The sequence below is a fragment of the Streptomyces sp. NPDC060064 genome (assembly GCF_042736455.1).
In the GTDB taxonomy this organism is placed as follows: domain Bacteria; phylum Actinomycetota; class Actinomycetes; order Streptomycetales; family Streptomycetaceae; genus Streptomyces.
This window is the reverse complement of the sequence record NZ_JBHWWF010000015.1, coordinates 12,865-25,256: the sequence shown is the minus strand read 5'-3', so window position 1 is coordinate 25,256 and position 12,392 is coordinate 12,865. Positions and strand designations below refer to the sequence as shown.

Here is a 12,392-nt window from a genome sequence, read left to right as displayed (position 1 = left end):
CGTCGCGTAACCAAAAGGCAACAACGGAATCCCTTGTTGGGTACGTCACCCTCTGCCAGGATCGGCAGTCAACTCGAGCTGGAACGACGGAGTGAGTTTCATGGACAACCGCTTCCAGGTGCAGGACCGCTACGCGGACGGTGCACAGTTCATCGGCGGGCGGCTACAGCCCGGCACCTCAGGACATACGCAGGACATCGTGAACCCGGCGACCGGCGAGCTGATCCACGGCTACGAGCTGGCGGGGACCGCCGACGTCGACGCGGCCGTGGCTGCCGCCCGCGCGGCCTTCCCGGGCTGGTCGGGCGCCACCCCGGGCGAGCGCTCCGACGCCCTGCACCGCTTCGCGTCCGTGCTCGCCGAGCAGGCGGCCGACTTCGCGTATGCCGAGTCCCTGCAGTGCGGCAAGCCCATCAAGCTCACCACCGAGTTCGACGTGCCCGGCACCGTCGACAACACCGCCTTCTTCGCCGGCGCGGCCCGCCATCTCCAAGGGCAGTCCGCGGGCGAGTACAGCGGTGACCACACCTCGTACGTACGCCGCGAGGCGATCGGTGTCGTCGGCTCCATCGCGCCCTGGAACTATCCGCTCCAGATGGCCGCCTGGAAGGTCCTGCCGGCCATCGCCGCGGGCAACACCATCGTGCTGAAGCCCGCCGAGATCACCCCGCTCACCTCGCTGATGTTCGCCGAGGCGGCGAAGGAGGCCGGGATTCCCGACGGCGTCGTCAATATCGTCAATGGCGCGGGCCGGGAAGCGGGCGAACACCTGGTGGGCCATCCGGACGTCGTCATGACCTCCTTCACCGGCTCCACCCCGGTCGGCAGGCGGGTCGCCGAGATCGCCACCGCCACCGTCAAGCGCCTCCACCTCGAGCTGGGCGGCAAGGCCCCCTTCGTCGTCTTCGACGACGCCGACCTCGAGGCCGCGGTCAACGGAGCGGTCGCCGCCTCACTCATCAACTCCGGCCAGGACTGCACTGCCGCCACCCGCGCCTATGTCCAGCGGCCCCTCTACGACGCCTTCGTCGCCGGAGTCGCCGATCTGATGGCGACCGTCCGGCTCGGCGACCCCTTCGACCCGTCGACCGACCTCGGCCCGCTCGTCTCGCACCTCCAGCGCGACCGCGTCGCCGGCTTCGTCGACCGGGCACGCGCGTACGCCACCGTCGTCACCGGCGGCGAAGCGCCCCAGGGAGAACTGAAGAGCGGCGCGTACTACCGCCCCACCCTTGTCGCGGGCGCCGCCCAGGACAGCGAGATCGTCCAGTCCGAGATCTTCGGCCCGGTCCTGGTCGTGCTGCCCTTCGACTCCGACGACGAGGGCATCGCGCTGGCCAATGACACCCCCTACGGCCTCGCCGCCTCCGCCTGGAGCCGCGATGTCTTCCGCGCGAACCGCGCCACCCGCGAGATCAAGGCGGGCTGCGTCTGGGTCAACGACCACATCCCGATCATCAGCGAGATGCCGCACGGCGGCTACAAGGCCTCCGGCTTCGGAAAGGACATGTCGGCGTATTCCTTCGAGGAGTACACGCAGGTCAAGCATGTGATGTACGACAACACGGCGACAGTTCGCAAGGACTGGCACCGCACCATCTTCGGCGACCGCTAGCAGCTCAGCTCAGGTCGGCCACCCCAGACCAGACCTGTCCAGCCCAGCGCCGCCCGACCAGCGGCACCATCCCGAAAGGGCACAGCGCATGGATCAGCACGAGCCGGACGTCCTGTCCGCGGCCCAACTCGCGGCGATGCGACGGAGCATCACCAGCGGCAGGGGCGCCCTCTCCCGACGTGCGATGCTGCGCGCCGGCGGCATAGGCGCGCTCACCATTGGCGGACTCGCCTCCCTGAGCGCCTGCGGCATCCCGCCCGCCAAGCGCGAGGGCGGCGCGCAGGCCTCGGACGACCACTCGGACCAGGAGAAGCAGATCAGCTTCTCCAACTGGACCGAGTACATGGACGTCAGTGAGGACGAGAAGAGCCGTCCGACGCTCAATGAGTTCACCAAACGCACCGGGATCAAGGTCAAGTACACCGAGGACATCAACGACAACGTCGAGTTCTTCGGCAAGATCCAGCCGCAGCTCGCGGCGGGCCAGGACACCGGCCGTGACCTGATCAATGTCACGGACTGGCTGGCCGCCCGCATGATCCGGCTCGGCTGGGTGCAGAAGCTGGACCCGTCGCTGCTGCCGCACGCCTACGCCAATCTCTCCCCGCAGTTCCGCAGCCCGGACTGGGACCCGGGGCGGGCCTACTCCTACCCCTGGACCGGAATTCCGGCCGTCATCGCTTACAACGTCAAGGCGACCGGCGGCAAGAAGGTCGACTCCGTGACCCAGCTGCTGGACGACCCGACCCTCAAGGGCCGGGTCAGCTTCCTCACCGAGATGCGCGACACGGTCGGCATGACCCTGCTCGACCTGGGCAAGGACCCGGCCAAGGTCACCGACGCCGACTACGACGCCGCCATCAACCGGCTCCAGAAGGGCGTCGACAAGAAGCAGATCCGCCGCTTCACCGGCAACGACTACACCTCGGACCTCGACAAGGGTGACATCGCCGCCTGCGTCGCCTGGGCCGGTGACCTGATCCAGCTGCAGACCGACAACCCCGACATCAAGTTCGCGATCCCGGCCGCCGGTTATATGACGGCCACCGACAATCTCCTCGTCCCGGCGCACGCCAGGCACCAGAAGAACGCCACCCGGCTCATCGACTACTACTACGAGCTCCCGGTGGCCGCACAGCTCGCCGCGTACATCAACTACGTGTGCCCGGTCGCCGGAGTCGGCCCCGAGCTCGCGAAGATCGACCCGGAGCTGGCCAAGAACCCGCTGATCATCCCGGACGCGGCCATGGCGGCCAAGTCCCACTCCTTCCGCTCGCTGAGCAGCAAGGAAGAGACGGCGTACGAAGAGAAGTTCGCCAAGCTCATCGGCGCCTGACCTGCCCTTCTCCCTCCGACACCACTGGGATCGCGACCCATGACTGAAAAGACAGAAGGCGGCGACGTCCGCCTCTCCGGGATCAGCAAGACTTATGGCTCCTTCACGGCCGTCCACCCGCTGGACCTGACCGTCCCGCAGGGCTCCTTCTTCGCCCTGCTCGGCGCCTCCGGCTGCGGGAAGACCACCACACTGCGGATGATCGCCGGACTGGAGGACCCGAGCACCGGGAGCGTCTTCCTCGGCGGCAAGGACGTCACCCACCTGCCGCCCTACAAGCGCCCGGTCAACACCGTCTTCCAGTCGTACGCGCTCTTCCCGCACCTCGACATCTACGAGAACGTCGCGTTCGGGCTGCGCCGCCGCGGCATCAAGTCGGTGAAGAAGCAGGTCGGCGACATGCTCGACCTCGTCGAGCTGGGCGACTTCGCCAAGCGCAAGCCGCATCAGCTCTCCGGCGGTCAGCAGCAGCGCGTCGCCGTCGCCCGCGCGCTCATCAACCACCCGCAGGTGCTGCTCCTCGACGAGCCGCTCGGCGCCCTCGACCTCAAGCTGCGCCGCCAGATGCAGCTGGAGCTCAAGCGCATCCAGACCGAGGTCGGCATCACGTTCGTCCATGTCACCCACGACCAGGAAGAGGCCATGACCATGGCCGACACCATCGCGGTGATGAACGGCGGACGGGTCGAGCAGCTCGGCGCACCTGCCGAGCTCTATGAGAACCCGCAGACCACCTTCGTCGCCAACTTCCTGGGCACCTCCAACCTCATCGAGGCCGAGGTGGCCCAGAACAGCGGCGGCGAAGTCGTCGTCACGGCCGCGGACGCCAAGCTGCGGCTGCCCGCCGAGCGCTGTGCCACCCAGCCCCGTACCGGCGGAAAGCTGCTGGTCGGCGTGCGCCCGGAGAAGATCTCGCTGGCGCACGCGGACGACGCGGGCACGATAGCCGACGGCCGCAACCGGTTCACCGGGAAGATCGCCGACTCCAGCTTCATCGGCGTCTCCACGCAGTTCGTCATCGACAGCCCGGTCTGTCCGGAGCTCGAGGTGTACGTACAGAACATCGAGCGGGACCCGCGTCTGGTCCCCGGCGCCGAGGTCGTCCTGCACTGGAACCCCGAGCACACCTTCGGTCTCGACGCGGCCCAGGACATCGACGCCGGTGTGGAGACGGTGGAGGAGACGCCATGACGGTCACCGAGGCACCGCCCGCCGCGCCGGTCCCCGAGCCGGTCGAGCCGGTCGTCCACAAACAGTCCGTCCGCCGGAAGCTGATCCCGTACTGGCTGCTGCTGCCCGGCATCCTGTGGCTGGTCGTCTTCTTCGCGCTGCCGATGGTCTACCAGGCCTCGACCTCCGTGCAGACGGGCTCGCTGGAAGAGGGCTTCAAGGTCACCTGGCACTTCCAGACCTACTGGGACGCGCTCACCGAGTACTACCCGCAGTTCCTGCGCTCGGTGCTGTACGCCGGCACGGCCACGATCCTGTGTCTGCTGCTCGGCTACCCGCTCGCGTATCTGATCGCGTTCAAGGCGGGCCGCTGGCGCAATCTGCTGCTGGTCCTGGTCATCGCGCCGTTCTTCACCAGCTTCCTGATCCGTACGCTCGCCTGGAAGACGATCCTCGCGGACGGCGGACCGGTGGTCGACGTCCTGAACAGCGTCGGCTTCCTGGACGTCACCAGCTGGCTCGGAATGACCGAGGGGAACCGGCTGCTCGCCACCCCGCTCGCGGTGGTCTGCGGACTCACGTACAACTTCCTGCCGTTCATGGTCCTGCCGCTGTACACCTCACTGGAGCGGATCGACCCGCGGCTCCACGAGGCGGCGGGCGATCTGTACGCGAAGTCGTCCACCACCTTCCGCAAGGTGACCTTCCCGCTGTCCATGCCGGGCGTCGTCTCCGGAACACTACTGACCTTCATCCCGGCCAGCGGCGACTACGTCAACGCCGAACTGCTCGGCTCCACGGACACCAAGATGGTCGGCAACGTCATCCAGTCGCAGTTCCTGAGGGTGCTCGACTATCCGACCGCGGCCGCGCTGTCCTTCATTCTCATGGCGGTCGTGCTGATCATGGTCACCGTCTACATCCGCCGGGCCGGGACGGAGGATCTCGTCTGATGCGTTGGATACGACAGAACCTTGTGGTCATCGCAGGACTGCTCACGCTCGCGTACATGATCCTGCCGAACATCGTCGTGATGGTGTTCTCGTTCAACAAGCCGGCCGGCCGCTTCAACTACGCCTGGCAGGAGTTCTCCACCGACGCCTGGAAGGACCCGTGCGGTGTCGCCGATATGTGCGGCTCGCTCTCGCTCTCCCTCCAGATCGCCCTCTGGGCGACGATCGGCTCCACCCTCCTCGGCTCGATGATCGCCTTCGCGCTGGTCCGCTACCGCTTCCGGGCGCGCGGCGCGATCAACTCACTGATCTTCCTGCCGATGGCGATGCCCGAGGTGGTCATGGCCGCCTCGCTGCTCACGCTCTTCCTCAACCTGGGTGCGGAGCTGGGATTCTGGACCATCCTCATCGCGCACACCATGTTCTGCCTGAGCTTCGTGGTGGTGGCGGTCAAGGCGCGTGTGCTGTCGATGGACCCCCGCCTCGAGGAGGCGGCCCGCGACCTCTACGCCGGACCTGTGCAGACGTTCGTACGGGTCACGCTGCCGATCGCCGCTCCCGGCATCGCCGCCGGTGCGATGCTCGCGTTCGCGCTCTCGTTCGACGACTTCATCATCACCAACTTCAACTCGGGCAACACCGTCACCTTCCCCATGTTCGTGTGGGGCTCGGCCCAGCGCGGTACGCCCGTCCAGATCAACGTCATCGGCACGGCCATGTTCGTCATCGCCGTACTGGTCGTGGTCACCGGCCAGCTCATCAGCGGTCGGCGGAAGAACAGCGCACTGCTCAAGTAGCCCCTGAAGGAGTGGAAACCATGGCCCCAGCTGCCATGACCTTTGCCTCATCACTCTCCGACGCCCAGCCCGTCTCCTATTGGCTGGACGACCCCGCAAAGCCGGGAGCACTGCCCGCACTCACCGGCGACGAGCGCTGCGACCTCCTTGTCGTCGGCGGCGGCTACAGCGGACTGTGGACCGCGCTGCTGGCCAAGGAGCGCGACCCCGGGCGGGATGTCGTACTGATCGAAGGGCGCGAGGTGGGCTGGGCCGCCTCGGGCCGCAACGGCGGCTTCTGCGCCGCCTCCCTCACCCACGGCTTCGGCAACGGACTCGCACGCTGGCCCGGTGAGCTGGCCAAGCTCGAGGAGCTCGGCGACCGCAATCTCGACGCCATCGAGGCGGCGGTCGCCAGGTACGGCATCGACTGCGACTTCGAGCGCACCGGTGAGATCGACGTCGCCACCGAGCCGTACCAGCTCGAAGAGCTCCACCAGATGTATGAGGAGGCGACCGGGCTGGGCTTCACCGGCCTCGAATTCCTCGACCAGGACGCGCTGCGCGCCGAGGTGAACTCCCCGACTTTCCTCGGCGGGCTCTGGGACCGGCGCGGCGTCGCCATGCTGCACCCGGCGAAGCTCGCCTGGGGTCTGAAGCAGGCCTGTATGGACCTCGGCGTACGCGTCTACGAGAACACCCGCGGCCTGGACCTCACGGCGTCCGGCGCCGGCATGTCTGTCCGCACCCCGTACGGCCGGGTCTTCGCCCGCCGGGTCGCGCTCGGTACGAACGTCTTCCCGTCGCTGGTCAAGCGGGTGCGCCCGTACACCGTCCCGGTCTACGACTACGCCTTGATGACCGAACCGCTCAGCGCGGAGCAGCTCGACGCGATCGGCTGGAAGAGGCGGCAGGGACTCGGCGACAGCGCGAACCAGTTCCACTACTTCCGGATCACCGCCGACCACCGCATCCTGTGGGGCGGTTACGACGCGATCTATCCGTACGGCGGCAAGGTCAGCGCCGAAATGGACCACCGGCCGGAGACCTATCTCAAGCTCGCCGAACACTTCTTCCGCTGCTTCCCGCAGCTGGAGGGGCTGCGCTTCAGCCATGCCTGGGGCGGCGCGATCGACACCTGCTCGCGTTTCTCCGCCTTCTTCGGGACGGCGCACGGCGGCAAGGTCGCCTATGCAGCCGGGTTTACCGGACTCGGCGTCGGCGCCACCCGCTTCGGCGGGGACGTCATGCTCGACCTCCTCTCCGGCGAGCGGACCGAGCGCACCGAGCTGGAGATGGTGCGCAGCAAGCCGCTGCCGTTCCCGCCCGAGCCCGTCGCCTGGGCCGGTATCGGACTCACCAAATGGGCGCTGGCCAGGGCGGATGCCAACGGTGGCCGCCGCAACCTGTGGCTTCGGACCATGGACAGGCTGGGCCTCGGCTTCGACAGCTAGGCCGTCTCGATCGACGCGATCGCGCTTTCCACGATCGTGCGTGCCCACCAGTACGCGGCCGGGTCCGCAAGAAGGGGTCCCGGCCGGCAGTTCGGCGTCCAGCACGGTGGGGTGGCGGAGGGCGGCGGTGATGGTGGCCGGCGCCGGGAGCCGGCAGCGAAACGGCTAGGCGGCCGACTCGGGTTGAGTGAGGGGCGGGAGCGCCGCCAGAGGTCTTGACAACCGCATTGGTCTGGACCATGTTGTGCGCGTCGCTCCCCCTCCATTCCCCCCATGCCCGGAGGCAGTTGTGCACCGCACCAGACTCTTGGCCGCCCTGTCCGCGGCCGCCCTCGCCATCAGCGGACTCGTCGCCACGGCATCGTCCGCCGGAGCGGCCGACACCGAACTCGCCCGCAACGGTGGCTTCGAGACCGGCCTCACCGGCTGGAGTTGTACGGCGGGCAGCGGCGCAGCCGTCAACTCACCGACCCACAGCGGCAGTTCCGCACTCAAGGCCACCCCGGCGGGCAGTGACAACGCCAACTGCAGCCAGACGGTCACCGTCAAGCCGAACTCCGACTACACGCTCAGCGGCTGGGTCCAGGGCAGTTACGTCTACCTCGGCGCAGCGGGCACCGGCACCACCGACGTCTCCACCTGGACCTCCTCGGCACCCAGCTGGCAGCGGCTGTCGACCACGTTCCGTACGGGCGCGTCGACCACCTCGGTCACGATCTACACCCACGGCTGGTACGGCACCCCCGCCTACTACGCCGACGATCTCTCGCTGCTCGGGCCGGGCGGCGACCCGGTCCGGACACCGGCCGCCCCCACCGGCCTGTCCACCGGCGCCCCCGGCTCCACCTCCGTACCGCTGACCTGGTCCGCATCCTCGGGCGCCACCTCGTACAACGTCTACCGGGGCGGCGCCAAGGTCCTCGACGTCAGCGGGACTTCGGCCACCGTCACCGGTCTCGCCCCCTCCACCGCGTACAGCTTCCAGGTGTCCGCGGCCAACGAGGCCGGCGAGTCCGCGAAGTCGTCGGCGGTCACCGCGACCACCACGGCGGGCGGCGGCGGCAGCGGCGGCGAACTCCCCGCCCATGCTCTCGTCGGCTATCTGCACGCCGGCTTCGCCAACGGCTCCGGCTATACGCGCATGGCCGATGTGCCCGACTCCTGGGACGTCATCAACCTGGCCTTCGGCGAACCGACTTCGGTCACCTCGGGCGATATCCGCTTCAGCCTCTGCCCGGCCACCGAATGCCCGAACGTCGAGTCCGCCGCCGACTTCAAGGCGGCCGTCAAGGCCAAGCAGGCCGCGGGCAAGAAGGTCCTGATCTCCATCGGCGGCCAGAACGGCCAGGTGCAGCTCGCCACCACGGCTGCCCGTGACACCTTCGTCTCCTCCGTCTCGAAGATCATCGACGAGTACGGGCTCGACGGCCTGGACATCGACTTCGAGGGCCACTCCCTCTCCCTGAACACCGGCGACACGGACTTCCGCTCGCCGACTTCGCCGGTGATCGTCAACCTGATCTCGGCGGTCAAGACTCTCAAGGCCAAGTACGGCTCGAAGTTCGTGCTCACGATGGCCCCGGAGACATTCTTCGTCCAGCTCGGCCACCAGTACTACGGCTCGGGCCCGTGGGGCGGCCAGGACCCGCGCGCCGGCGCGTACCTCCCGGTCATCCACGCCCTGCGCGACGACCTCACCCTGCTGCATGTCCAGGACTACAACTCGGGCTCGATCATGGGCCTGGACAATCAGTACCACTCCATGGGCGGAGCGGACTTCCACATCGCCATGACCGACATGCTGCTGACCGGCTTCCCGGTCGCCGGTGACACCACCAAGGTGTTCCCCGCCCTGCGCCCGGAGCAGGTCGCCATCGGTCTGCCCGCCTCCACCCAGGCAGGCAACGGCCATACCGCGCCCGCCGAAGTGAACAAGGCGCTGGACTGCCTGACCAGGAAGACCAACTGCGGCTCGTACCAGACCCATGGCACCTGGCCGGCGCTGCGCGGCCTGATGACCTGGTCGATCAACTGGGACCGCTTCAACCAGTGGGAGTTCTCGAAGAACTTCGAGGAATGGAGGGCTAAAGCGCCCTGACCTGGGAAGTCCTTGATTCGCAGGGGCGGTATGGGAAACAATTGGGAGTTGATCTAGCTCTCAGGGCGACTCAACCGCTCCTGCAGCCCATCCCAACGCTCCTGCAACGTCTTCATGATGGCACGCTCCATCGCCACCGTCACGCTGCTGTACGTCCCCTCGACGCCCGGCAGCTCATGGCCCATCCGGGACTCCACCGCGATGCGGCTGTGCCCGTCCTCGTCCAGCCAGGCCTTGTGTCCGTGACGAATCAGGTACAGCCGCTTCCCCTTGAACGACGGCACCTCCGGAATCGCCGCCCGCGGCCTGCGCACCCGCGGCCCCTCCCGCGCCGGCTCGCCGTCAGCGATCGGCCGCCAGTACTTGTAGTCGAAGGCCACCGACCCGAGGCACCCGCCCTCAATGGCGGTGAACACCCACTCGCTGTCGTGCGACTTGAGAAGCTTCTCCAGCATCTCCGCAAGGAACGGCGGGATCACCAGCGTCCGGTGACTGTCGTACTTCGGCGGGAAGTACCGCAGCTCCCCGTCCTCGTGCTGCACCTGCCGCTCGACACGGATCGCAGGCATCAGGTCATCGCCCTTGCCGTAGCGCTCCATGTCCTCCTCGTACCGCTCCTCTTCGTCCGGATCGGTCCGCGGGTCAGAGGCAGGCCAGTTGGGATAGCTGTACTCCCGCGTCAGCGCGTACAGCTCGGCCGGACGCATGCCCGTTGTCGCCATCGCCCAGATGAACACGTAGCCCGGGTAGCCGAAGTAGATCTCCGCGTTGCGGGCCAGCTGCTCGACAACCTCCGGCAGCATGTCCTTCTTCCGCTCGCGCTTGTTCTTCTTCTCGTACTTCCCGCGGCGCTTGGTCCGCTCGACCGGTGAGATCTTGATGAGCCGCGGCACTGCGTCGTCGAGGATCATGCCCAGGATCATCATGACGTTCTTCGCAGTGCCCGCGCTGACGGACTTGTTCATGTGCTTGCGGAACGCCCGGTAGGCGAGGACGTCGATCTCAGTGACCGTCTTGCGCTTGAAGTACGGGCGGATGTGGGTCTCGACCTTGGACCGGTAGCCCTTCTCCGTGAGGTGGGCGTGATCCATGCCGTCGAGCCAGTCGTCCAGCCAGTCCGTCATCAGGGTGGCGCCGTCGCGGTTGCTGACGTGCGTGCCTTGGCGGATCTCCGTCATCTGGTCGAGGCCGTGCTTGAACGCCACGTCCTCGTCGGTGAATCCACCCTGGGACTCGTAGCGCTTGCGTCCGGTCTCGTAGTACTCGCCCGTCCACCACTTCACGCGGCAGGTTCCACCGCGCCACTCGGTGTAGACGTCGAGCGTCCGTCGTCCCATCAGTGCCCCCTCGCCATCAGTGCCCCCTCGGTGGATTGGGTGCGGGCGTCTGGCAGGTACCCCTACCGCCAAGACCCCGCCTTCCCATGGTGTCAGCCCTTGTTGCCCAATGGGCAGTCACGGCATCCACCACACTCACCACCGAGCTCCCTTACCATCTCCCGCATCGAAGCCCTCACTTCGGCCCGGGTCTCAAACTGGGTTGGGACTACGCAGACGATCCCCTTGTCGACCTTGAACGCGTGGCCCAAAAACCTCGGCCCGTAGTCGACTATGAGCGCGCCTTTGTGCACCATGGCTCCCCCTGTTCGGGCTTGACGGAGCCTCCAAGGACATGTAACGACTGTGCCACGCTGAGTGGCTGTTGTGACCAGTTGGGACCGAAGGGATCTGCGCAGGACTGGTAACGAACGTGTAAAACCCAAAGGTTGTACGCCCGATCGAGTGAACTTGAATCAGATCAACCCGGCGTCCTTGAGATCCCTCACCGCGCGATCACTGAGATCCCGGATCTCATCCGACGTAAGTCCGCTCTTCGTCGCAAGCATCGCCAGCCGGATGACATCCCGAACCGTGGCATCGATGTCCTGAACCGGACGCTCGGAGATGTCCACGCCGGGCACATCCTTCGCCGGCCGACTGGGGATCGGCGCGCGCCCCTCGAGGACTGCGAGGCAGCTACCCGGCGCCCACTTTAGCAAGCCGTCGATCTTCACATAGTTGGTGGGCCGGATCGGCTCACCCTTCTCGACGCGCTGCCAGGTGCCCTTGGACGTGCCCGCAGCCTTCGCGTTCTTGTCGTTGAGGGCAAGCGAGAGCTCGTGGCGCCGCTGTTTCGCCAGCTTCGCGAGGCGCGCGTAGTCGTGGTCTGCACCTGTGGGCATGGCCCCATCTTGGCAGGACTCACCGGGACCAGCCAGGACCGGGGGCTACTTGGGCTGGATTTCTACCCCGCAATCACCCCAGCTCAGAGGGTATCTACGGGCAAGTAATGACAACACACGGCAACTGATGCCCACAGATGACTAGACGGCGTGGGCAACTATGGGTAAGTTCTAGGCATGCACCAACCCCCAACCACTTTCGAAGTGGACGGGGCGGCCATCTGCTCAAAGCGGATGCACGCGGGGATCGAAGTTCAGCAACTCGCAGAGCTCGTCGGCATAACCGACAACTACCTGCGAAAGCTCGAACGCGGCGCCCGCAAGCACCTCAGCCCGAGCTACTACGTCCGCCTCCGAGCCGCTCTGGACGCGACCGACGAAGAGCTCCTCGCCCCCACCGAGGTACCCCAGTGAAAGGAAGTGACGTGGCCATCAAGAGGGCCTCCGATGTCCCCACCCAGCCGGCCGACATGAACGCCCCCTTCTTCAGCATCGCCGAGGTTGCGTGGCTGACGAAGTGCAGCGTTCCCACAGTTCGGCGCCGGATCAAGGCGGGCTACCCCCACAGCCAGAAGGTCAAGGGCGGCGTGATCATCGTCAGCCGCGAAGACCTGCCGACCTGGTACGCCGCCGACCGCGTCCACACGATGCCGGTCCGCCGCGGCGGACGCCCCCGCAAGACGCCGGTGACTGTCCCGGCGCAGCGCACCGCCCCCGCCGCCTAGAGCGGTAGCGGCCCCAACCGCCGGGTGAAGACCGGCAGCCGGGG

Annotated in this window: 11 protein-coding genes; 9 read left to right on the top strand and 2 right to left on the bottom strand. The window is 67.1% G+C overall.

Features of this window, described 5'->3' with window-relative positions; genetic code table 11:
* Window positions 1–100: 100 nt before the first annotated feature.
* The 7 genes from ACFWDI_RS19075 (at window position 101) to ACFWDI_RS19045 (ending at window position 9,402) form a co-directional block, all read left to right on the top strand.
* A complete protein-coding gene (locus tag ACFWDI_RS19075) occupies window positions 101–1,615 on the top strand; it encodes a gamma-aminobutyraldehyde dehydrogenase (protein ID WP_385305384.1) in 1,515 nt (504 codons plus the stop codon).
* Between the two features lie 88 nt (window positions 1,616–1,703).
* A complete protein-coding gene (locus ACFWDI_RS19070; RefSeq protein WP_385305382.1) occupies window positions 1,704–2,951 on the top strand; it encodes a PotD/PotF family extracellular solute-binding protein in 1,248 nt (415 codons plus the stop codon).
* Between the two features lie 39 nt (window positions 2,952–2,990).
* Window positions 2,991–4,142: an ABC transporter ATP-binding protein gene (locus ACFWDI_RS19065; RefSeq protein ID WP_327326380.1), complete on the top strand. Its 1,152-nt coding sequence runs from the start codon at window positions 2,991–2,993 to the stop codon at window positions 4,140–4,142.
* Window positions 4,139–5,074 carry an ABC transporter permease gene (locus ACFWDI_RS19060; protein ID WP_362687510.1) on the top strand — a complete coding sequence of 312 codons (936 nt, stop codon included), beginning with the start codon at window positions 4,139–4,141 and terminating at the stop codon, window positions 5,072–5,074. The genes ACFWDI_RS19065 and ACFWDI_RS19060 overlap by 4 nt, the downstream gene beginning before the upstream one ends.
* Window positions 5,074–5,871: an ABC transporter permease gene (locus ACFWDI_RS19055; RefSeq protein ID WP_385305379.1), complete on the top strand. Its 798-nt coding sequence runs from the start codon at window positions 5,074–5,076 to the stop codon at window positions 5,869–5,871. Before ACFWDI_RS19060 ends, ACFWDI_RS19055 begins: the two co-directional genes overlap by 1 nt.
* 20 nt (window positions 5,872–5,891) lie before the next feature.
* Window positions 5,892–7,304 carry an NAD(P)/FAD-dependent oxidoreductase gene (locus ACFWDI_RS19050; RefSeq protein ID WP_385305377.1) on the top strand — a complete coding sequence of 471 codons (1,413 nt, stop codon included), beginning with the start codon at window positions 5,892–5,894 and terminating at the stop codon, window positions 7,302–7,304.
* 289 nt (window positions 7,305–7,593) lie between these two features.
* On the top strand, window positions 7,594–9,402 hold the full coding sequence (locus ACFWDI_RS19045; RefSeq protein WP_385305375.1) for a chitinase: 1,809 nt from the start codon (window positions 7,594–7,596) through the stop codon (window positions 9,400–9,402).
* A gap of 53 nt (window positions 9,403–9,455) precedes the next feature.
* Here ACFWDI_RS19045 and ACFWDI_RS19040 read toward each other — a convergent pair whose 3' ends face one another.
* Window positions 9,456–10,739: an integrase gene (locus tag ACFWDI_RS19040; protein ID WP_385305374.1), complete on the bottom strand. Its 1,284-nt coding sequence runs from the start codon at window positions 10,737–10,739 to the stop codon at window positions 9,456–9,458.
* A gap of 455 nt (window positions 10,740–11,194) precedes the next feature.
* Window positions 11,195–11,623 (bottom strand): hypothetical protein, encoded by a 429-nt coding sequence (locus tag ACFWDI_RS19035; protein WP_385305372.1) that lies wholly within the window; start codon window positions 11,621–11,623, stop codon window positions 11,195–11,197.
* 177 nt (window positions 11,624–11,800) lie between these two features.
* Here ACFWDI_RS19035 and ACFWDI_RS19030 point away from each other — a divergent pair, with 177 nt between their 5' ends.
* Complete coding sequence (locus tag ACFWDI_RS19030) at window positions 11,801–12,037, top strand: helix-turn-helix domain-containing protein (RefSeq protein ID WP_385305371.1); 237 nt, start codon at window positions 11,801–11,803, stop codon at window positions 12,035–12,037.
* A gap of 11 nt (window positions 12,038–12,048) precedes the next feature.
* Window positions 12,049–12,348 carry a hypothetical protein gene (locus ACFWDI_RS19025; RefSeq protein WP_385305368.1) on the top strand — a complete coding sequence of 100 codons (300 nt, stop codon included), beginning with the start codon at window positions 12,049–12,051 and terminating at the stop codon, window positions 12,346–12,348.
* The last annotated feature ends 44 nt before the right edge of the window (window positions 12,349–12,392 follow it).

Coding starts and splice junctions, on each gene's coding strand:
- ACFWDI_RS19075 (WP_385305384.1), top strand. CDS start 101: ATGGACAACCGCTTCCAGGTGCAGGACCGCTACGCGGACGGTGCACAG.
- ACFWDI_RS19070 (WP_385305382.1), top strand. CDS start 1,704: ATGGATCAGCACGAGCCGGACGTCCTGTCCGCGGCCCAACTCGCGGCG.
- ACFWDI_RS19065 (WP_327326380.1), top strand. CDS start 2,991: ATGACTGAAAAGACAGAAGGCGGCGACGTCCGCCTCTCCGGGATCAGC.
- ACFWDI_RS19060 (WP_362687510.1), top strand. CDS start 4,139: ATGACGGTCACCGAGGCACCGCCCGCCGCGCCGGTCCCCGAGCCGGTC.
- ACFWDI_RS19055 (WP_385305379.1), top strand. CDS start 5,074: ATGCGTTGGATACGACAGAACCTTGTGGTCATCGCAGGACTGCTCACG.
- ACFWDI_RS19050 (WP_385305377.1), top strand. CDS start 5,892: ATGGCCCCAGCTGCCATGACCTTTGCCTCATCACTCTCCGACGCCCAG.
- ACFWDI_RS19040 (WP_385305374.1), bottom strand. CDS start 10,739: ATGGGACGACGGACGCTCGACGTCTACACCGAGTGGCGCGGTGGAACC.
- ACFWDI_RS19035 (WP_385305372.1), bottom strand. CDS start 11,623: ATGCCCACAGGTGCAGACCACGACTACGCGCGCCTCGCGAAGCTGGCG.
- ACFWDI_RS19030 (WP_385305371.1), top strand. CDS start 11,801: ATGCACCAACCCCCAACCACTTTCGAAGTGGACGGGGCGGCCATCTGC.